The sequence below is a fragment of the Providencia sp. 2023EL-00965 genome (assembly GCF_033550225.1).
GTDB classification, from domain to species: Bacteria; Pseudomonadota; Gammaproteobacteria; order Enterobacterales; family Enterobacteriaceae; genus Providencia; species Providencia manganoxydans.
Genome location: NZ_JAWUEH010000005.1, coordinates 151,447 through 172,492 on the forward strand (window position 1 = coordinate 151,447; position 21,046 = coordinate 172,492).

The following is a 21,046-nucleotide window of genomic DNA, read 5'->3' on the forward strand; positions in this document are numbered from 1 at the left end:
TATCAGCACTTTTTAATGCATGCTTCTAGCAAGTCGCTATCTGTAGACTATACGTCAAACGGGTCACGTAGGATCATAGTCTCTGAGCGATCAGGACCTGTTGAAATAATATCAACTGGGATACCGGTTAGTTCTTCAACGCGCTTGATGTAATTCAAAGCGGCTTGAGGTAATAGCGCTCTGTCTTTAACACCAAATGTTGTTTCATTCCAACCAGGCATGACTTCATAAACTGGTTCTAAACCTTCCCACTCGTCAGCTGCTAACGGTGTGGTTTCAAGAACTTGACCATCTGGACGGCGGTAGCCTACACAGATTTTAACTTCTTTTAGACCATCTAAAACGTCCAGCTTCGTCATACAGAAACCAGACAATGAGTTGATCTGAACCGCGCGGTTAATAGCAACAATGTCTAACCAACCTGTACGACGTTTACGACCAGTAGTTGCGCCAAACTCTTGGCCTTTTTCACGCAAAAACTCACCCGTTTCGTCAAACAGCTCAGTTGGGAATGGACCCGCACCAACACGCGTTGAATAAGCTTTAATAATACCTAATACATAGCTAACATAACGTGGGCCTAAGCCTGAACCTGTTGCTACACCACCCGCAGTGGTATTTGAAGAGGTTACATATGGGTAAGTACCGTGATCGATATCCAGTAATGTACCTTGTGCACCTTCAAACATGACTAATTCATTCTTCTGATGTGCTTTATAGAGCAGATCAGAAACATCAATTACCATACCGGTTAAGATATCAGCAACTGCCATGATATCGTCGAGCGTTTTTTGATAATCAACCGCTGGCTCTTTATAGTAATTCACCAGCTGGAAGTTATGGTACTCAACGATTTCTTTTAACTTCTCAGCAAAAGCTGCTTTATCAAACAAATCGCCAACACGTAGTCCACGACGAGCAACTTTATCTTCATAAGCAGGGCCGATACCACGACCTGTTGTACCGATCGCTTTCGCACCACGTGCTTTTTCGCGCGCATTATCTAACGCAACGTGATAAGGCAGGATCAGTGGGCATGCTTCAGAAATATACAAACGTTCGCGAACAGGCACACCGCGTTCTTCTAATTGCTTCATCTCTTTCATCAATGCATCAGGCGCAAGTACCACACCGTTAGCAATAATGCTGATGACATTTTCACGAAGAATACCGGATGGAATTAAGTGGAGAACGGTTTTTTCACCGTTTACAACAAGAGTATGGCCAGCATTATGGCCGCCCTGATAGCGAACTACATATTTAGCGCGCTCTGTCAGCAAGTCTACAATCTTGCCCTTCCCTTCGTCACCCCATTGGGTGCCCAGTACGACAACGTTCTTACCCATTTCGAAATACACTCGGTTGCTTAAAAATGAATTCTACCATCTAAAATAATCTGTTCCAGTGATTTTTAGCACAGTAAAAATTTTTTTGCTGGAAAGCCAAAAAGATGGCATTTTTTATTTCTGTCATAACCCAAACTGACCGTAATCTGCTTGAGAAGCATGAATTTTCCCTGAAAAATCCGCAACTTAAAATGACAGGCGAAAAAAAAGCCCGCGAAGCAGGCTTTTCTTTACTAGATTAACAGTTATTTTCAACTGTTGCACGTAACTTAAGCGATTACATGTAACTTAATCAGTCGCACGTAACTTAGTTGGCGCTTTCATAAAACGGAAGAAGTCAGTATCTGGGCTAAGCACCATAACATCATCACCATTTTTGAAGCTCTGCTCGTAAGCACGTAAACTACGGATAAAGGCATAGAACTCAGGATCCTGATTGAAGGCATCAGCAAACAGTTTTGTTGCCATCGCATCACCTTCACCGCGCAGCGTCAATGCTGTACGCTCAGCTTCGGCTAAAGTTTCAGTTACCGTTTTATCAGCAACCGCACGGATCTTCGTCGCTTCTTCCTGACCTTGCGAACGATGTTGACGTGCAACGGCTTCACGTTCTGCACGCATACGTGCATAGATAGCCTCAGAAACTTCGTTTGGCAGTTCAATACGTTTGATTCGAACGTCAACCACTTCGATACCTAACGCAGCCATACTGTTTGCGTTAACAACCAGTGGCTTCAGGTTAGTTTCTTGCTCAACGCGTGCTGCCGCAGAAGCGATAGCAGCATCAGCATCTTTCGTTGCATCATCTGTCGCGGTTCCTTTGTTCAACGCATCACGTACATCAATGGTTAAACGACCACGAGAGTCTGTGATGATATCTTTTACGCTTAAACGACCAAACTCAGAGCGTAAACGGTCACTAAACTTACGTTTTAACAGTGTTTCCGCTTGATAAGGGTTACCACCACCCGTTGCCACATAATAGCGGCTAAAGTCAGTGACGCGCCATTTCAGGTACGAATCCACCATCAAGTCTTTGTTTTCGCTAGTTAAGTAACGGTCTGCTTGAATTTCTAATGTCTGAATACGTGCATCTAGCATTTTCACCGTTTCAATAAACGGAACTTTAAAGTGCAGACCCGGCTCATAAATGATCGGTTTGTTTTCAGAGTCACGCAGTACCTTACCAAAACGCAACACAATGCCACGATCAGTTTGAGGAACAATAAAGATTGATGCGTAAGCGACTGCCAAAATGGCAATAACGATAACAATTAGCGATTTACGCATGATTATTGTCTCCCTACTCTAACGGCATCACCACGAACGCCACTGCTTGGCTGTGCTGGTGCCGAACCATAAGATGATGAACTGTTAGTGTTTGGATTCATCACTTTAGGTGCTAAGCTTGATTTTGGTGCCGCACTGTTGTCACTACCACGCATTAATTGATCCAGTGGTAAAACTAACATGCTGTTGCTCTTATCATTGGCGATAATTTTACGTGTATTACTTAACACACGCTCCATGGTGTCAATGTAGAGACGCTCACGGGTGATTTCAGGTGCTGCACGATACTCAGGCAACATTTTGGCAAAGCTAGCCACCTCACCCTCTGCTTTAAACACCACACTGGCCTTATAAGCTTCAGCTTCTTCGATCAGCTTCTGCGCGTTACCTTTTGCCATTGGCAGAACTTCGTTACGGTAAGCATGCGCTTCACGAATCGTTTTTTGCTCTTCTTCCCTTGCCGCGATCACGTCATCAAATGCTGCTTTAACATCTTCAGGTGGACGAGCTGCTTGGAAGTTGACGTCGAGCAATGTGATACCCATTTTGTATGGGGCAATAGTCGCTTCGAGCTCTTTTTGCGTTACATCACGAATAAATGCACGATTTGTCGTCAAGACTTGTTCCATTGCTGACTGACCAATAACACCACGTACCGCACTGTCTAAAGCTTGGCGTAAGCTGTTATCAGGGTTAGTCACACTGAACAGGTATTCAGCAGGATCGGTCACACGATACTGTACGTTCATTTCAACGCGGATCACGTTTTCATCTGATGTCAGCATCATGCCGTTAGTTGCTTGTTCGCGGACTGTTTCAACGTTAACTGGGATCACTCTATCAATAAACGTTGGTTTCCAGTTCAAACCAGGCCCTACAATACCGCTATATTCGCCAAAGCGTAGCACAACGCCTCGGTCACTTTCTTTAATGGTATAAAAACCTGAACCGGCCCATACAACGACTACCGCAGCCAGAGCCAACATACCAAGACGGCCACTGATTTGTGATGGTTGCTTATTGTCACCATCACCATTGCCGCCTTTTTTACCACCAAGCTTACTGCTCAGCTTACGAAAGAGATCGTCGAGATCAGAAGCCCCACGTTTTCGACCACCTTTATTCCCGCCAGAGTTGCCGCCTTTATTGCCGCTTCCCCACGGATCGCGGTCTTGTCCGTCATTACCGGGCTGATTCCACGCCATGTTTTAGCTCCATATCTTTATGATTGATTTTTCGGGTTAAGAGCAAAGCATTACTCTTAATATCAATTCCATCTCCTAGCGACATATTAAATCACATAGCTAGGCAATTGTTGTTCCTGTTTGCACAAACGCAGCCAATCAACCATTGGCATACGCACCTCAAGGCCAATTGAGCCGTCTTCCTCTTGCCATTCACGCTCAATAGCTTGGAGCTGATAAAAACGGCTACGTAGACGACCTGCACTTGGTGGCAAACGCATTTCAACGTGTGCGATTTCACCTGAAAGGCGTTCCGTCAGTGCTTGTAGCAACAAGGGGATACCTTCACCCGTTTGCGCTGAAACCCAGACACGAACCGGCTTGTTATCCTCATTTCTGTCGATACGCGGGACAAAATCCTCCAGCATATCCACTTTGTTCATAACTAATAGTGTCGGGATCTCATCAGCTTCAATTTCTTCCAAAACACTTTCGACCGCATGAATGTTTTCATCCAAACGGTTATCCGCTGCATCAATAACGTGTAACAATAAAGTTGCTTCACGTGTTTCCTGCAACGTTGCTTTAAAAGCCGCAACTAAATCATGTGGTAAGTGACGAATAAACCCAACTGTATCTGCAAGCACAACCGTCCCAACATCATCAACGTCAATACGCCTCAATGTTGGATCGAGTGTTGCAAACAGCTGATCAGCCGCATAAACCTCTGACGATGTCATTCGGTTAAATAAACTTGATTTACCCGCATTGGTATAACCCACTAACGATATCGTTGGGATATCTGCTTTATTACGTGCTTGCCGGCCTTGTTCTCGCTGCTTTTCGACTCGACTAAGGCGGGATAAAATCTGACTGATTTTTCCCCTTAATAACCGACGGTCAGTTTCAAGCTGAGTTTCACCAGGGCCACGTAGACCGATTCCACCTTTTTGGCGCTCAAGGTGCGTCCATCCTCTCACAAGGCGAGTGGACAAGTGACGTAATTGCGCGAGTTCAACTTGCAGTTTCCCTTCGTGCGTCCGCGCCCTTTGCGCAAATATATCTAAAATCACGCCTGTACGGTCAACAACCTTACATTCGCATAGCCGTTCAAGGTTACGTTCCTGAGCAGGGCTAAGAGTATGGTTAAATAACACCACATCTGCACCACTTTCCTTTACTGCATCAGCGATTTCTTCCGCTTTCCCTTCCCCGACATAGTATTTAGGATGAGGGGACTTTCGACTGCCTGTTACTATCTGTACGGGTTTAACCCCCGCAGATGTCACGAGTGACTCAAATTCCGCCAGATTTTCAGTGTCTTTTTCTTGAGAAAAAAAGACATGTACCAATACAGCCAGCTCACCGCCTTCATACCTATCAAACAAGGGCTATAACCTCTTAGGCTTAATCACTATAAAGACAAAGGAAAAACACAGGTAAAGTCTCCCTACCTATGTTTTCCTTGAATTTTAACGTGCAACTGGTATTACTCAGCAGCTTCGCCATCCTGTTGAGCAGGAGCCCCAGCGTGATAATTACCATTGCCTGCACCACCAGCAGCGCTACCGCTATGATGAGAAACAGGACGAGCAGGGACAACAGTAGAGATAGCATGCTTATAAACCATCTGACTTACTGTATTTTTCAGTAAAATGACAAACTGGTCAAAAGATTCAATCTGCCCCTGCAATTTGATGCCGTTAACTAAATAAATTGAGACCGGAACCCTTTCACGACGTAATGCGTTCAGGAACGGATCTTGCAAAGATTGCCCCTTAGCCATTCTATGTTTTCCTTATTTTGTTGTTTTTAAATGAGAACCTTACGGCTCCAAAAAGTAACTACTCAAAAATTGCGCTTAACCGTTCTAATTGTACACAAACAATGGCTCTATGCACGTATATACTTCAAGTTACAGGGTTGTTGGCAACATTCATTTGTACCCGTTACATAGTCATTTACGTATCTAACGGCTCAGTGACTTGTTACCTAACCATACTCGTCATACCTCAAGCTACGACATGGTTGACTACGTTCACTCACACTAGTCACATAATTTTCATGCTTCTAGCGGTGCGCTCGCTTGTCGCCTCGCTGCACCTAAAATTATTAGAGTATACACCTCAAATTAATTAGCGTATGACCTGCATAACTGCCTTAAGCGCCTGCTGTGGTTGTTCACTATCTAACCAATGAACATTTTCCCAGCTTCTCAACCAGGTAATCTGGCGTTTTGCCAATTGGCGTGTTGCACAAATTCCCCGATAAACCATTTCATCATAATTTATTTCGCCTTCCAGATATGACCACATTTGTCGATAACCCACACAACGGATTGAAGGTAAATCAACATGTAAATCACCTCGTTTATAAAGAGCACGAACTTCCTCTTCAAAACCAGCGGCTAACATCTGATGAAAACGTTGTTCAATGCGCTCATGTAAAATTTTACGATCTTGGGGCGCAATAGCAAACTGAAACACATTATAAGGTAATTCTTCACCTGCTGTTTGTGTCATTTCAGTCAAAGTTTGCCCTGAAATGAGATATACCTCTAAAGCTCGGGATAATCTTTGTGGATCATTCGGATGAATCCTAGCTGCCGCAACAGGATCAACCTCAGCTAAACGGCGATGTATTTCAGTCCACCCTTGTAATTGTGCTATTTGTTCAATTTCTGCACGCACAACAGGATCTGCTGAAGGTAATGGCGAAAGACCTTCAAGCAAAGCCTTAAAATACAACATTGTGCCGCCCACTAATAATGGAATTTTACCTTGAGCGGTAATTTCATCCATTACATTTAGTGCGTCTCGCCGGAAATCGGCAGCGGAATAAGGTAAAGAAGGATCGAGAATATCGATCAGACGATGAGGCGCTTGACTCAGTTCCTCTGCATTTGGCTTCGCTGTGCCGATATCCATACCACGGTAGATCAGCGCCGAATCGACACTGATTATCTCTACAGGCAAGTGTTGACGCAAAGCAATCGCCAACGCGGTCTTACCTGAGGCCGTAGGCCCCATCAGGAATATTGCATTCGGTTTGTTTTGAGTTACCAATTCACTCATTTGTTAGCGTAGCTACCACGGGTTGTAAATTAATTAATTGTAATAATGTTGGTGACGGCTTTTTAACCTGCTGCGGGCAAAGCCGCTCAACATCAGCGAGTAACTGTACTGCTTGCGCTAAACTCCAGCTTTCTTGCATTTTTTCTTGTGAAACTGTTTTTGCAAGCCACTGTGCAATATCTTGATGTGATAAATGCTCTTTTGACGACAAAAACGCCAGTAAATTGGCAAAAAGCTGTGATAAATTTTGCGTTCTTAACGGTAACGATACCGCATGAATAGTAACTTTTCCATGAGATATCGTGGCTTCAATACCAAATAATGCCAATTGTTCCTTATTACGCTGAAAAATCGCAATTTCATCATGACTAAGTGTCAATTTTAGCGGGATCAACAGCGGCTGAGGTTTTAACGCTTCTCCTGTTGGAGATAATTGCGCCAACTTCAACAAGTAATTTGCTTCAGTTAAGGATAACAGGATTAACCCTAATGAAGACTCAATTAATGCAAAGTTTTTTGCGTAAATTGTCAATACTTTACCAAAAGTATAGCTATTGGCATTTTCTGCAACAGACTGAGAAGAAATAACCGAGCCATCTAATGGCGGGCGAGTTGGGAATAATGGTTTTTTATCATCTTCAGCAACAGGAACTGACATTAATGCCTGATACAATTGACCTGCTTTACGATCGTATGTTGGTGCTGTGTGTTCAAACCCACCCTTTGCTCGGTTTACATGGCCGATTGGCTCCGATGATGATGAACGTGGTTTTTCACTGTACAAATGCTCCGTTTCAGAAAGAGCCTCTCGCTCAGGCTTTATTGTCAGAGGCACTGCTGATGGGGCAAAATAATTATCACCCGCTGCGGTTCTGTTCACCACTTCATGAGTAACAGGTTCTATTCCCGGTAATTCATCCGCTTGATGTGCATTTAATAGCGCAGTCCGCACCCCTTGATAAATAAAATCATGCACTAACCGCGCTTGATGAAAACGCACTTCATGTTTAGCTGGATGCACATTAACATCAACCTGTTGAGGATCAACCGTTAAGTAAAGCACATAGGCTGGTTGCTGATTTTCATCTAGATGCCCTTCATAGGCCTGACGAATAGCATGGTTAATCAACCTGTCCCGCATCATTCGTCCATTCACATAACAATATTGAATATCACTAACAGACCCAGCAGAGGGCGACACGATCCAACCTTTAATACCAAGGTCACCGTGATCCCATGCAATAGCCAATGCACCTTGCATAAAACCGGTACCACACACCGCGGCTAAACGACGCTCTTGCTGCGTGTCATCTTGTGCAGCACGATATTGCTTAACTAACTTACCATTATGATTCAAATTAATGGCGACATCAGGACGAGAAAGCGCAATACGCCGTACAATTTCATCAATATGACCAAATTCCGTTTTTTCCGTACGCATGAATTTACGCCTTGCTGGCGTATTATAGAAAAGATCTAATACTTCAACCGTTGTTCCATTAGGGTGAGCCGCAGGCTTGACAGTCACCGCCATATCACGCCCTTCTGCATATGATTGCCAAGCTTCGCTCTGCTGCGCGGGTTTTGATGTTAGAGTTAAACGCGACACTGAGCTAATACTCGCTAAGGCTTCACCACGAAACCCCATACTCACAATCGCCTCAAGATCATCCAATGTCGCAATTTTACTCGTAGCATGGCGAGCTAATGCAAGGATCAGTTCATCCTTACTGATACCACAGCCATTATCACGAATACGGATCAACTTTTCTCCACCACGCTCAATATCAATATCAATACGTGTTGCCCCCGCATCTAGGCTATTTTCAACCAGTTCTTTGACAACAGAGGCGGGACGCTCAACAACCTCACCCGCAGCAATTTGGTTGGCAAGTTGGGGAGAAAGGATCTGTATCGCCATGCCTTATCTCCTTATTTAGGTGCAGCTTGCAGAGGGTTTGCCAAAAAGTATTGACGCAAACCTTGATGAATAGCTTCTGCGACTTGTTCCTGATAAGCATCCGATTTTAGTAACTGCTCTTCCGCACTGTTACTGATGAAACCAGTTTCAACAAGAATCGACGGAATATCAGGCGAACGTAGCACACCTAAACTTGCGTGTTCCGGACTACTTTTATGGATATTACCCACTTTTCGTAACTGACGTATCACATGCACAGCAACATCATAGCCAACGCGCTGTGAGTGGCCGAATTGCAAATCAAGTACCGCTTGGCTTAAATAAGGATCAGCCCCATTCAGAGCATCTCCCGCACCACCAAGCAATTCAGATTGTTTTTCACGTTGCTCTAACCAACTACCTAATTCGCTATTTGCTCGGCGGTTAGAAAGTACCCATACCGATGCACCACGAGCTCGACTATTTGGCGCAGAGTCAGCGTGAATAGACACAAGCATATTGGCATTTTTTTTACGAGCGACATCCGAACGACCACTTACCGAAATAAAATAATCACCATCACGGGTCATTGCGGGTTTAAACATGGGGTCTGCATCTAATTTCGCATATAACTTACGTGCCACACTTAAAGTAACATCTTTTTCACGGTAACCATTTTTACCGATGGCGCCAGGATCTTTGCCTCCATGGCCTGCATCGATTGCAATCACAACTTGTTTAGAACCTTTGGGCATCGTTTTATTTGTCTTCACAGGCACAGGTACCGCAGCCGACGGCGAATTCATTTTTAGCTGTTTATCTGGGACAGCATTACTTCTGCTTTGCGCAGATTGGGCGCTATTATTAAATGTAGTGGCCGAATTTCCTTTGCCTGTAGAAAGCGTAAAGACGACTTGATACTGACCAGCCACTTGTTTAAGTGATGCTTGAGCTTTTGCTGCTGCCGCTAATTCTAAAACAATACGTTTATGTTGACTTGTCGGTGGCTGACTAGCGCGGATCACTTTGACTAGATCACCCGCGGGCAATTTCATAGGTAATCCGATGATTTCACCGCTTTGTTTCAGATCAATAACCAGCCGCTCTGGCGAATGCAAAGGGAAAAATTTGTAATCAGGGCTGCCATCTGCAAATGTTAAGGTCACCTCTGCATTTGATGGGCTGTTGTTTACCTGAATATTCGATAAGGTGGCTGCTTGTATAGGGCTAGCAACCAACAATAACGCAAAAATAGTCAACAATAATAAGAAGGAGAAGAAGCTCCTTTTTGTTATTTTTATTGGCAATGCATTCGTCATGAGCAATATATCCCTTAGAGTGCTTGTAATGCTTCTAACAACGACTCCCCATTTGCAGAAAAAGCAATAAAGTGAGCCTGACGACCTTCACCTTGATAAGTTAAATGCAGCTCAAGGTCAGCTTCAGGTAAAAAACCTTTGCCTTGTTGAGGCCATTCCACCAAACAGATCGACTCAGGGGAGAAATAATCACGGATCCCCATAAATTCCAGTTCTTCTGGATCAGCCAAACGGTAAAGATCAAAATGAAAAACTTGCTTACTAGGAAGATCATAGGGTTCTACAAGTGTATAAGTAGGGCTTTTCACATGCCCTTGATGCCCTAACGCTTGTAAAAAACCACGGCTAAATGTCGTTTTGCCTGCACCAAGATCGCCATATAAATTGATCACGGTCCCTTGTTTACAAGCGGCTGCGACAGCACGCCCTAATGCTACGGTCTGTTCTTCGTTAGCAAGTTGTAAAATGCGTTCTTTCATGAATGGTTTAATCAGCTTTATAAAAAATAGATCAATTTAGTGACTATATTAACTCAAGCCACTTTATTTTCCTTAAAAATACTCTAAATAATTCGGAATATCGCTAGGCAGCCAGTCAATAGAGCCACTCTATCTCAACAAAAAGTGCTGCAACTTGAAATATAACATTACAGAAATATTCAAATTATGGATATCAGATAACCGCTTGATCCTTATTAAGGCCAATCTTTTTGCAACGGAGATACTTTGTGAAACAGCGTTAGCGTGATAAAGTGCCGCTGCAATTATACTGAGTTTAATACCCTGATAAAATCACATGGCAACACTTCTCGATCTCGATCTTCTCGCACAAAATATCAAACAATGGGGCCTTGAATTAGGGTTTCAGCAAGTCGGTATTTGTGATACTGACTTATCATTAGAAGAGCCGAAGCTACAAGCATGGCTGGATAAGCAATATCATGGCGATATGGAGTGGATGGCACGCCATGGCATGATGCGCGCAAGACCACATGAATTACACCCCGGAACACTTCGCGTCATCAGTGTTCGAATGAACTATTTGCCTGCAAAAGCGGCCTTTGCTAGCACACTCAATAACCCCAAACTTGGCTATATCAGCCGCTATGCTCTAGGTAGAGACTATCATAAACTACTCAAGAAGCGGTTAAAACTACTCAGTGATCGCATTTTAGCATACTGCCGCGAGCACCGTTGTTCTGATGATCTTAATTTTCGCCCCTTCGTTGATTCCGCGCCTATTTTAGAGCGGCCACTTGCGGTTAAAGCGGGTTTAGGCTGGACAGGTAAACATTCCCTGATCCTCAATCGTGAGGCTGGATCTTGGTTTTTTCTTGGTGAGTTACTGGTTAATTTACCTCTTCCCGTCGATCAACCAATTGAAGAGCAGTGCGGCCGCTGTGTAGCCTGTATGACAACCTGCCCAACTGGCGCGATTGTCGAGCCTTATGTCGTTGACGCAAGACGCTGTATTTCCTATCTGACCATCGAACTTGATGGCCCTATTCCAGAAGAGTTTCGCCCATTAATGGGCAATCGTATCTATGGCTGCGATGATTGCCAGCTCATTTGTCCTTGGAACCGTTTTTCTCAATTAACAGACGAAGAAGATTTTAGTCCAAGGCGCGTATTACATACACCAGAGCTGCTTGAGCTATTTAGTTGGAGTGAAGAAACATTTTTAAAAGTCACTGAAGGCTCTGCCATCCGCCGTATTGGCTATTTGAAATGGCTGAGAAATATTAGTGTGGCATTAGGTAATGCCCCCTATCAAGACACTATCGTGACTGCACTACGTTCTCGTTTGCAATTAAATGATATGTTGGATGAGCACCTTACATGGGCAATACAACAGCAATTAAAACGCAGGGAAGAAAACCAAGTAACAATTCAAACTTCACAACAAAAACGCCTTGTACGAGCCATATCTAAAGGTTTACCAAGAGACGCTTAAAAATAATACGCCTATATAACCCAATTCAATAAAAGTCAATCTCGTGTGCATAAAATAAAAAATTGCTTAATAGACAATAGCTAAAGAATTTGCAAGTTGTGCTGCCCACATTTTAAATAAAAATATTTTATATTTAAATTCAATTATATAACTAATAACATAGCGCAAGTATTTTTATGGACACATAAAAATACCTAGCCCATCACCCTGTGGATAACTCTGTGCAATAAAGTATTACAGAGCCTTATAGGCGATATGATTTCGCGAATAGATTGTGGATAACTCGATAACAATGGGAAAATAAATAAATTGACTTTTTAACTACTCACAGAGCAAGTAAAGTTATAAAAACTTTAGATTGAAACAAGAAATTAACTGAAATAGCCAAAAATAGGCTTTTTGCTTATTGTTACAAACGAAACTATAACAATCAGGATACTTATTGATAGCCCCTATCGCTAAGGGGAGGCTATTCTATGGCGACAACCCGATGAATGCAAGCAGAAAAAACCACAAGATCGAAAAAAGATCGTGATGATCATCACCGATTTCTTTCGCGATATAGAAATATCCCCCGAAGGTTATAAATAGGTATAGTGCATAGACATCAATAAATCTAATACTAAATAAAAATATACTTCGAGAACTAAAGAATAAGGAATGTATAACAAAAGAGGCTAAAACTTTGGAGCGGGAAACGAGACTCGAACTCGCGACCCCGACCTTGGCAAGGTCGTGCTCTACCAACTGAGCTATTCCCGCATTTGGTGGGTTACTGCACTAAAACACTAAGAGAGATTGGAGCGGGAAACGAGACTCGAACTCGCGACCCCGACCTTGGCAAGGTCGTGCTCTACCAACTGAGCTATTCCCGCAAAATACACTCTTTTTGCTTTGCCGTACTAACGAAAATCTTCATCGGTACGGGGAGCGCATTATACGAAAAATTGCACGTCAGGCAAGCCCCTTGACGCAAATTTTTTATTTTTTTGTTCGTTTGCTGATAAATTCGACATTATGATGGTTTTATCAGCATCATAAGTAAACTTTTGATTTCAATCGATTAACATTTTTCACTTTTATCGATATTGAACTGAAGAGTATAAATATTGAAGGCGTTCTAAATTGATATATCGCTGATGGCTGGTTGACATAAACAAGCAACGGAGTGCCTAAATAGGCATTCCGTTAACTCGGCGGGATAGCAAAACTTATTTATTAAGATCTGCACTCATCGTCACAAAGTTACCGACACGTGCACTTGTGATGGTGTAATTGTCTGCACCCGCATCTTTTGCTTTCTGAGCAATGATTGCTTCAGTAGAAGAAAGTGTGTCGCCTGTTGCAGTAATCGTTTGAGCCGAAGCACCAAAAGCCAGTAAAGATAACAGAGAGGCAGTTGTTAGTGTTTTAATCATGTTCATAATTTTTATCCTTCATTTATTTTTTTAGGCTGAGTAGATAACCGATGTTATCTGCGATGGAGTTAATCTACCCCCTATCACCCACCAATGAAAGTAACTAAATTTGCCTTTGTTAGACAAAAAATTTGAAGGAACTTTTTGAGATTTAGATCACAGAGAGGAAAATTACAGTAATACTTTTAATAGCAAAACCATAGGAAAAGAAAAATTAGCCACCCGCAGGCAGCCAATGATTAGCCACACAAACACTATGAACATGATTCATGCTTTGCTAATACTAATTTTACACCTTCGTTTAATAGATCATTAATAGACAAGCCTGAAGCCTGTGAGACTATCGTCAATGCATGGTGATCTTCAGATTTCAATCTCGCTGAAATTTTACCACTATAATTTTTATAAGGTGCGATCCCTTCTTTCTGGCATTCATCTAAAAATATAGCGAGGGATATAGCGCCTTCTTTCTTCAATTCATCAACGCTATATGCGTAGAAATCAGCACCACCATTCAAACCAATAAATTCACCTCTAAACATTTCAATTTCAGGATCAAATGTGATAACCGCCACGCATCCATCAATTGTCATTGTATTTTTTAACATGGTTTAATCCCTAGGCTATCCAGCCAGTTACGAATAGAATTAACCGCCCCTTTGTCAGTCGTTGGCCTTGGATGAGGTCTGTGAAAAATACGCTTTTCGCCTTTCAATAAAACCGCAATCCTTGATCCTTCCCTTTCATGTATTTCAGCTCCAAGAGCAATAAACAGAACCTCTATCTCTGACCACTTTATTGACCCATTAACAGGGCGAGCAAACACATCTGAAAGTGTCTTTAGATGTCGTTTATTCATACTAAAATGGTATCATTATTTAATACCATTTAAAACAACTAAAGCTTATCTGCTTATATCAAAAAAATTGGCTGCCCACTCGCAGCCAATTGCTTTAATCATTTGATTAGGTAACCACTATTTAATAAAGGTTTCGCGGTAGTAGGCTAATTCCGCAATAGATTCACGAATATCATCCAGTGCTTGGTGAGTGCCTTTTTTGGTGAAACCATCTAAGATCTCTGGTTTCCAGCGACGTGCAAGCTCTTTTAGTGTGCTCACATCAAGGTAACGATAGTGAAAATAACTTTCTAACTCAGGCATGTAGCGGAACAAAAAACGGCGATCTTGGCCAACACTATTGCCACAAATCGGTGATACACCTTTCGGCACCCACTGCTCTAAAAATTCAATCGTGGCTAATTCAGCATCGCGCTCACTAAATTGGCTACTTTTGACACGTTCAACTAAACCGCTACTGGTGTGTGTATTCACGTTCCAATCATCCATCAAATCAAGCTGAGCTTGTGTTTGATGAACCGCTATTACGGGGCCTTGTGCTAAAATATTAAGTTGACTGTCCGTCACAATCGTCGCAATCTCGATGATACGGTCACGTTCAGGGTCGAGTCCTGTCATCTCTAAATCGATCCAGATTAAATTATTCTCATTCTTTTGCATCATATGCCCTAATTTGATCCACTAAAGTTCATGCTATAATAGCGCGTTTGAGATATCGGTGCGAACGACTCAAATAAACAAAACTCAGCCAACATTATCAAGAGAGGTCAGGTGGCTAAGCAAAAACTGTCGAAAGGCCAGCAGCGCCGCGTACAAGCAAATCATCAGAAACGATTGAAAAAGCAACATGCTGTAGAAATTGATGATAGCCAACTCGGCGAAGCCCAAGAGGGGCTGGTGATCAGCCGATTCGGTCAACATGCGGATATTGAAGCAAATGATGGCACCATACAGCGTTGTAACTTACGCCGAACCATCTCATCCCTTGTGACGGGCGATCGTGTTGTTTGGCGCCCTGCGCTCAATACGCAAACTGACATTAAAATCAATGGCATTGTCGAAGCGGTACACGAGCGCCACTCAGTGCTGACTCGCCCTGATTATTATGATGGATTGAAACCGATCGCCGCAAATATTGACCAAATTGTCGTTGTTTCGGCAATTTTACCCGAGCTTTCACTGAATATTATTGACCGCTATTTAGTAGCTTGCGAAACATTAGGCATCAAACCCATCATCGTTTTAAATAAAATTGATCTATTAGATGAAGAAAACCGTGAATGGGTGAGTGATTTGATGACTATTTATAGCGATATTGGCTATCAAGTCCTCGAAGTTTCCAGTCATACCAATGAAGGAATGGAAGCACTTACTAACACGCTAGAAGGCAAAATATCGGTATTTGTCGGCCAATCTGGTGTGGGTAAATCCAGTCTACTGAATACGCTGCTGCCTCATAATGAACAAACCATTTTAGTGAATCAGGTATCCGATAATTCAGGATTAGGCCAACACACGACCACCACCTCAAGGCTCTATCACTTCCCGCTAGGGGGTGATGTGATTGACTCACCAGGTGTACGTGAATTTGGCTTATGGCATCTTTCTACGGAACAAGTGACGAAAGGTTTTGTCGAATTTAAAGAGTACCTAGGGGGTTGCAAATTCCGTGACTGTAAACATTTAGATGACCCAGGCTGTTTAATACGCGAAGCCACCGAGCGAGGGGACATTGCTGAATCACGCTTTGAAAATTATCACCGTATTTTAGAAAGCATGGAACAAGTTAAACCACGCGGTAATTTTACGGGTAAAGAGAAGTAATACTTTTTGCAGAGCAAATATAGTAAGTGAGCACTTACATCACATATTGAAAAGTCCTCACTTGATGGTAAAGATTTTTCAGTTCGTCGAAACAAAATATACTATTTAGATAGGCAAAGGTACAATGCCGGCTTGCGAAAAATAGAGTGTATTTGGCAGCCAACAGAAGTTGTGAAATTAATGGAAGGCAACCTTCTCCACCAACAATTTCAATGGCTGTTATAGGCTAATTAGCGTTTACGAATTTGAGGTTAACGTGCTAGAGAAAATTAAAATACGTTTGCAATATATGTTGCCTAAACAAGGTCTTACTCAATTTGCTGGCTGGTTTGCTAGCCGAAATGTTGGCTTTGTTACTCAATGGGCAATAAAACTATTTGCAAAAGCATATAAGGTGAATATGAGTGAAGCACAGAAAAGTGAATTCTCCGCATATGCAACGTTTAACGATTTCTTTGTTAGACCACTAAAAGAAGAAGCGCGCCCGTTGGTTTCTGGTAATCACCAATTAGCGCAACCTGCTGATGGTGCGGTGAGTCAATTAGGCCTTATCCAAGATGACCAAATCTTCCAAGCCAAAGGCCATAATTATACTGTGGAAGCCCTGCTAGCAGGTAATTACCAATTAGCGGATAAATTCCGTAATGGTGACTTTATCACCACTTACCTGTCACCAAGTGATTACCATCGCGTCCATATGCCATGTGATGGTTTATTGACTGAAATGATTTATGTACCGGGTGATCTGTTTTCGGTAAACCCACTGACTGCGGCCAATGTGCCTAATTTGTTTGCCCGTAATGAGCGCCTTATTTGTGTTTTCAAAACTGAAATGGGCACCATGGTGCAAATTTTAGTGGGTGCCACCATTGTAGGTAGTATTGAAACAGTTTGGAGTGGGTGTGTGAATAATCAGCGTGAAGGCGTAATCAAACGCTGGACCTACCCTGAGCAACTCACTGAAAATGCAGTATTTTTGAAAAAAGGCGAAGAAATGGGCCGCTTTAAATTAGGCTCAACAGTGATCAACCTCTTCGAACCTAATACCATACGTTTTAATCCTTCGCTGATCCCTGGTTATGCAACACGTATGGGAGAATTATTAGCGGAAGTGATCGTTGATGAAACTGACACTGACTCTATTAATAGTTCGGTTGAAACTCAGTAAGATCTTATTAATTGCTTGAAGGAGCTCCTGACTGTGCGTTTGATTATCAGTTTTTTTTTCAGCCTGCTAATCGCCTTCTCTGCGGCTGGGGCTTCTAACACCACGCAGAATGAAGCACAGATTAAGCAGGAGCTAGCGCAACTTGATCCAAGCAAAAACCCCAAAGATGCTGAAATTGCTCAAGCATTGCAAGGGGCACTCAATTGGATCAATGAAGCCAATGACTCTGATGCAAAAGCAAAGTCTTATCAAGAAGCTATTGATAAGTTCCCTCAAATTATTAAAGGATTGAGGCAAGATTTGCTCAATGAGAGCGATGAACCTAATCCTATTCCTTCAAATATTGGCCTCTCTGAACTTGAACAACAAATTGTTCAAGTGAGCAGCCAACTACTGGAACAAGGCCGTAAAACCCAGCAAGAGCAAGATAAAGGCCGCGAAATCAGTGAATCACTTGGTGCATTGCCTCAGCAATTATCTGAAGCACGACGCTTACTCTCTGAAGCTTCCTTTCGCTTACAGTCGTTAAGCACACCAGCGACTCCACTTGCAGAAGCCCAAGCTATACTTGCTCAAGCCGAAGTAAGTGCTCGCAAATCAGAAGTTAATGAACTCGAAATGGCGCAGTTATCAGCCAATAATCGCCAAGAAATTTCCCGAGTCACATTAGAACTGAATAAAAAACGCTACAATCGCCTAGAGCTAGAACTTCAGAAATTACGTGAAGTTCAAAGCACCTTGCGCCAACAAAAAGCGGTATTAGCCTTAGAGCACACCGAGATGCTTGCCGAACAGGGTGAATTAACCCCTTTTCTTAAAGAGCAAATCGATATTAACCGTAAGTTATCACAAGCACTGACTGACCAAGCCGTTCGTATGAATGGTATTAGCGTCAGCCAAACCGAAATTTCTGCGGGTATACAAGATGCACGTCAAGCGTTGACAACAATCCGCGAACAAGCTCAGTGGCTAAACGGTTCCAGTACTTTAGGTGAAGCATTACGAACTCAACTATCGCGCCTACCTGAAATACCGAAAAGTCAGCAGCTTAATCGCGATATGGCTGATTTACGTGTACAACGATTAAATTATGAAGATACGCTAGAGCGCTTATCTAAATTAGATATTTCTAGTCAAGAAACTGAAAATAATTTAAACGCTGCACAAGCGCAGGTATACACTTCATTAATCAAAACGCGTAAAGAATTATTGACCGCTCTGATTTCTGGTTTTGATACCGAGATGCTAGAGCTCACAAAACTTAATGTTGCCACCAGCCAGCTCACTGATGCCTTAAAAGAAGTTAAAGACGCATCACACCGTTATCTGTTTTGGATTGCGGATACCCCACCAGTAACGCTGCATTATCCGGTACTTTTGATCACCGATATCACCCAACTGCTTTCCTTAGATACCTTGTCACAGCTAACAGGGGCTTTAGAGGTGATGTTAACAACCCAAGATACTTTCTTATATCTGCTTGGGTCGATTATTTTAGTCATTTTCAGCATCAGTACGCGCCGCCACTATCAAGACTTTCTCGATCGTGCAAGCCTACGAATTGGTAAAGTCACTCAAGATCACTTTTATCTGACAATACGAACGATTTTTTGGTCAATCATCGTTGCATTACCTCTGCCGATGATGTGGTCAGCCATTGGTTATGGGCTGCAAAGCGCTTGGCAATATCCAATGGCCGCGGCGATTGGATACGGTGTCAGTGCCACTACGCCTGTACTATGGCTATTTATGATCAGTGAGACTTTTTCACGCCCTACCGGTTTATTTATTGCTCACTTTGGGTGGGATAAAGACGCGGTCAAACGGGCAATGCGCTACTATCGCCTCGCAATTTTCGTGATCGTCCCGTTAATGATGGCGCTGATCACCTTTGAGTATTACAGCGATAGGGAATTCGCCGCCACTATTGGCCGCTTCTGCTTCTTATTGTTGTGTATTGCTTTAAGCTTAATGACCAACAATTTACGTCGCACCCATGTTCCGCTTTATTTAGACCGACATGGCTCAGGTGAGAATCTGATCAATAAAGCGCTATGGTGGATGTTGTTGATTGCGCCCGTTGTCGCTGCCTTTTTCTCTTTATTAGGCTATTTTTCAACATCTCAAGCCTTATTAGGCCGCTTAGAAACTTCGGTCGCAATTTGGTTTGTCTTGTTAATTGTTTATCATGCAATTCGTCGTTGGATGTCAATACAGCGTCGTAAGTTAGCTTTTGAACGCGCTAAGCAACGTCGTGCAGATATCTTAGCGCAGCGGGCAAAGGGAGAAGAAGATTCTCCACTACCGAATGCAAGTGGCGAAGGCGCGATTGACATTGATGAGCAAGTGATTGACCTCGATGCAATTAGCGCACAATCCGTCGGGTTGGTACGTTCGATCCTAACGATGATTGCCTTAGTTTCCCTCATTTGGCTATGGTCCGAGCTGCATACCGCGTTTTCATTCCTCGAAAATATTCGTCTATGGGATGTCACCTCAACCGTTAATGGTGTGGATACCGTTCAGCCAATCACGATGGGGTCAATTTTCATTGCCATATTGATCATTATTGTCACTACGCAGTTAGTTCGTAATTTACCCGCATTGCTTGAGCTTGCGGTATTACAACATTTAGATTTAACACCGGGTACTGGCTATGCTATCAGCACACTAACCAAATATTCACTGACTATCATCGGTACCATTGTTGGTTTCTCAATGTTGGGGATTGATTGGTCTAAATTGCAATGGTTAATCGCTGCAATGGGGGTCGGTTTAGGGTTTGGTTTACAAGAGATTTTTGCCAATATTATTTCAGGTCTGATGATTTTATTCGAAAAACCGATTCGTATTGGAGATACGGTGACTATCCGCAATCTGACGGGGAGTATTACAAAAATTAATACTCGAGCAACAACGCTGACAGATTGGGATAGAAAAGAGATCATTGTGCCAAATAAAGCCTTTATTACTGAGCAGTTTATTAACTGGTCTTTGAGTGACACTATCACACGTATTGTCATGACAATTCCAGCACCTGCTGATGCAGACAGCAAACTGGTGACATCAACCATACTCAATGCAGCGGAACGCTCAACAATGATATTAGAAAACCCCAATCCTGAAGTCTATTTAGTGGATCTCCAGCAGGGTATTCAAATTTTCGAGTTGCGCGTCTATGCCGCTGAAATGGGACATCGACTGCCCGCTCGTCACGAAATCCATCAAAATATATTGGCTGCATTTGCCGAACAAGGTATCCCTCTGCCGTTCCCACCATTCCAAGCACGAGTGGATGTTCGTGATAATGCACTACAAAGTGCCACCAATAACCTTTCGAGCCGTAATCCTACACGTAAGTCAGGTGAGTTATGAAAACGGCGATAACACCAGAAGATGAGCTGACTCTGTTACGAGTCAACCAATTTGAGAAAGTTGGCTCAATTCTATTTTTTCTTATCCCATTGGTGATATTACTCGTTGTTGGTAAATCTTTTGCTGTCAATATATTGTATTTATGGCAGTTGCTAACTCTGCTCTATATTGTTAGCTATCGCATATTGGTGAGTAAATTATCTAATCAACCGTTACAGTTGAGTGTACGTAGGGGTCGGGGATATAACCGCTTTTACCGAATGAGTTGGGCGTATCTGGTATTATCTGCAATTATCATGGTGGGATACCGAGTAATATCCCACTAATCGAATATGC

Annotated in this window: 19 protein-coding genes and 2 tRNA genes; 6 read left to right on the forward strand and 15 right to left on the reverse strand. The window is 42.8% G+C overall.

Going from position 1 to position 21,046, the window contains the following annotated elements:
• Positions 1-47 precede the first annotated feature (47 nt).
• Positions 48-1,346, reverse strand: coding sequence for an adenylosuccinate synthase (locus tag SC428_RS08895; RefSeq protein WP_070925653.1), 1,299 nt, complete (start codon positions 1,344-1,346; stop codon positions 48-50).
• A 104-nt stretch (positions 1,347-1,450) separates the two neighbouring features.
• Here SC428_RS08895 and SC428_RS08900 point away from each other — a divergent pair, with 104 nt between their 5' ends.
• On the forward strand, positions 1,451-1,588 hold the full coding sequence (locus tag SC428_RS08900; RefSeq protein ID WP_318707151.1) for a hypothetical protein: 138 nt from the start codon (positions 1,451-1,453) through the stop codon (positions 1,586-1,588).
• A 46-nt stretch (positions 1,589-1,634) separates the two neighbouring features.
• Here SC428_RS08900 and hflC read toward each other — a convergent pair whose 3' ends face one another.
• From hflC to tsaE, 8 genes are all read right to left on the reverse strand, one after another.
• Positions 1,635-2,636 (reverse strand): protease modulator HflC, encoded by a 1,002-nt coding sequence (gene hflC / locus SC428_RS08905; protein WP_070925655.1) that lies wholly within the window; start codon positions 2,634-2,636, stop codon positions 1,635-1,637.
• Positions 2,637-2,638: 2 nt separating this feature from the next.
• Positions 2,639-3,841 (reverse strand): FtsH protease activity modulator HflK, encoded by a 1,203-nt coding sequence (gene hflK, locus SC428_RS08910; protein WP_070925657.1) that lies wholly within the window; start codon positions 3,839-3,841, stop codon positions 2,639-2,641.
• Positions 3,842-3,927: 86 nt separating this feature from the next.
• A complete protein-coding gene (gene hflX, locus SC428_RS08915; RefSeq protein ID WP_070925659.1) occupies positions 3,928-5,208 on the reverse strand; it encodes a ribosome rescue GTPase HflX in 1,281 nt (426 codons plus the stop codon).
• A gap of 101 nt (positions 5,209-5,309) precedes the next feature.
• Entirely contained in the window at positions 5,310-5,606 is a 297-nt protein-coding gene (gene hfq / locus SC428_RS08920; protein WP_070925661.1) for an RNA chaperone Hfq, read from the reverse strand.
• 349 nt (positions 5,607-5,955) lie between these two features.
• Positions 5,956-6,894 (reverse strand): tRNA (adenosine(37)-N6)-dimethylallyltransferase MiaA, encoded by a 939-nt coding sequence (gene miaA, locus SC428_RS08925; protein WP_070925663.1) that lies wholly within the window; start codon positions 6,892-6,894, stop codon positions 5,956-5,958.
• Complete coding sequence (mutL, locus tag SC428_RS08930; protein WP_318707157.1) at positions 6,887-8,815, reverse strand: DNA mismatch repair endonuclease MutL; 1,929 nt, start codon at positions 8,813-8,815, stop codon at positions 6,887-6,889. Before mutL ends, miaA begins: the two co-directional genes overlap by 8 nt.
• An 11-nt stretch (positions 8,816-8,826) precedes the next feature.
• A complete protein-coding gene (gene amiB / locus SC428_RS08935; protein WP_283125997.1) occupies positions 8,827-10,113 on the reverse strand; it encodes an N-acetylmuramoyl-L-alanine amidase AmiB in 1,287 nt (428 codons plus the stop codon).
• 14 nt (positions 10,114-10,127) lie between these two features.
• Complete coding sequence (gene tsaE, locus SC428_RS08940) at positions 10,128-10,592, reverse strand: tRNA (adenosine(37)-N6)-threonylcarbamoyltransferase complex ATPase subunit type 1 TsaE (RefSeq protein WP_070925667.1); 465 nt, start codon at positions 10,590-10,592, stop codon at positions 10,128-10,130.
• 316 nt (positions 10,593-10,908) lie between these two features.
• Here tsaE and queG point away from each other — a divergent pair, with 316 nt between their 5' ends.
• The gene (gene queG / locus SC428_RS08945) at positions 10,909-12,066 is read left to right on the forward strand and encodes a tRNA epoxyqueuosine(34) reductase QueG (protein WP_283125998.1); all 1,158 of its coding nucleotides are present in this window, start codon (positions 10,909-10,911) and stop codon (positions 12,064-12,066) included.
• A 686-nt stretch (positions 12,067-12,752) separates the two neighbouring features.
• Here the strand turns inward: queG and SC428_RS08950 are convergent.
• From SC428_RS08950 to orn, 6 genes are all read right to left on the reverse strand, one after another.
• Positions 12,753-12,828, reverse strand: a tRNA-Gly gene (locus tag SC428_RS08950).
• Between the two features lie 37 nt (positions 12,829-12,865).
• Positions 12,866-12,941: transfer RNA gene (locus tag SC428_RS08955), tRNA-Gly, on the reverse strand.
• Between the two features lie 336 nt (positions 12,942-13,277).
• Positions 13,278-13,490, reverse strand: a complete 213-nt coding sequence (locus SC428_RS08960) for a DUF1471 domain-containing protein (protein ID WP_070927787.1) — start codon at positions 13,488-13,490, stop codon at positions 13,278-13,280.
• 248 nt (positions 13,491-13,738) lie between these two features.
• On the reverse strand, positions 13,739-14,092 hold the full coding sequence (locus SC428_RS08965) for a type II toxin-antitoxin system HicB family antitoxin (RefSeq protein WP_070927789.1): 354 nt from the start codon (positions 14,090-14,092) through the stop codon (positions 13,739-13,741).
• The gene (locus SC428_RS08970; RefSeq protein ID WP_140187679.1) at positions 14,086-14,343 is read right to left on the reverse strand and encodes a type II toxin-antitoxin system HicA family toxin; all 258 of its coding nucleotides are present in this window, start codon (positions 14,341-14,343) and stop codon (positions 14,086-14,088) included. The genes SC428_RS08965 and SC428_RS08970 overlap by 7 nt, the downstream gene beginning before the upstream one ends.
• 117 nt (positions 14,344-14,460) lie before the next feature.
• Positions 14,461-15,003 (reverse strand): oligoribonuclease, encoded by a 543-nt coding sequence (gene orn, locus SC428_RS08975; RefSeq protein ID WP_070927792.1) that lies wholly within the window; start codon positions 15,001-15,003, stop codon positions 14,461-14,463.
• A gap of 111 nt (positions 15,004-15,114) precedes the next feature.
• Between orn and rsgA the strand changes: the two genes are divergently transcribed.
• The 4 genes from rsgA (at position 15,115) to SC428_RS08995 (ending at position 21,036) form a co-directional block, all read left to right on the forward strand.
• Complete coding sequence (rsgA, locus tag SC428_RS08980; RefSeq protein ID WP_283126624.1) at positions 15,115-16,167, forward strand: small ribosomal subunit biogenesis GTPase RsgA; 1,053 nt, start codon at positions 15,115-15,117, stop codon at positions 16,165-16,167.
• Positions 16,168-16,423: 256 nt separating this feature from the next.
• A complete protein-coding gene (gene asd, locus SC428_RS08985; protein ID WP_318707166.1) occupies positions 16,424-17,335 on the forward strand; it encodes an archaetidylserine decarboxylase in 912 nt (303 codons plus the stop codon).
• A gap of 33 nt (positions 17,336-17,368) precedes the next feature.
• Positions 17,369-20,710: a miniconductance mechanosensitive channel MscM gene (gene mscM / locus SC428_RS08990; protein WP_318707168.1), complete on the forward strand. Its 3,342-nt coding sequence runs from the start codon at positions 17,369-17,371 to the stop codon at positions 20,708-20,710.
• The gene (locus tag SC428_RS08995; protein WP_318707170.1) at positions 20,707-21,036 is read left to right on the forward strand and encodes a hypothetical protein; all 330 of its coding nucleotides are present in this window, start codon (positions 20,707-20,709) and stop codon (positions 21,034-21,036) included. Before mscM ends, SC428_RS08995 begins: the two co-directional genes overlap by 4 nt.
• Positions 21,037-21,046 lie beyond the last annotated feature (10 nt).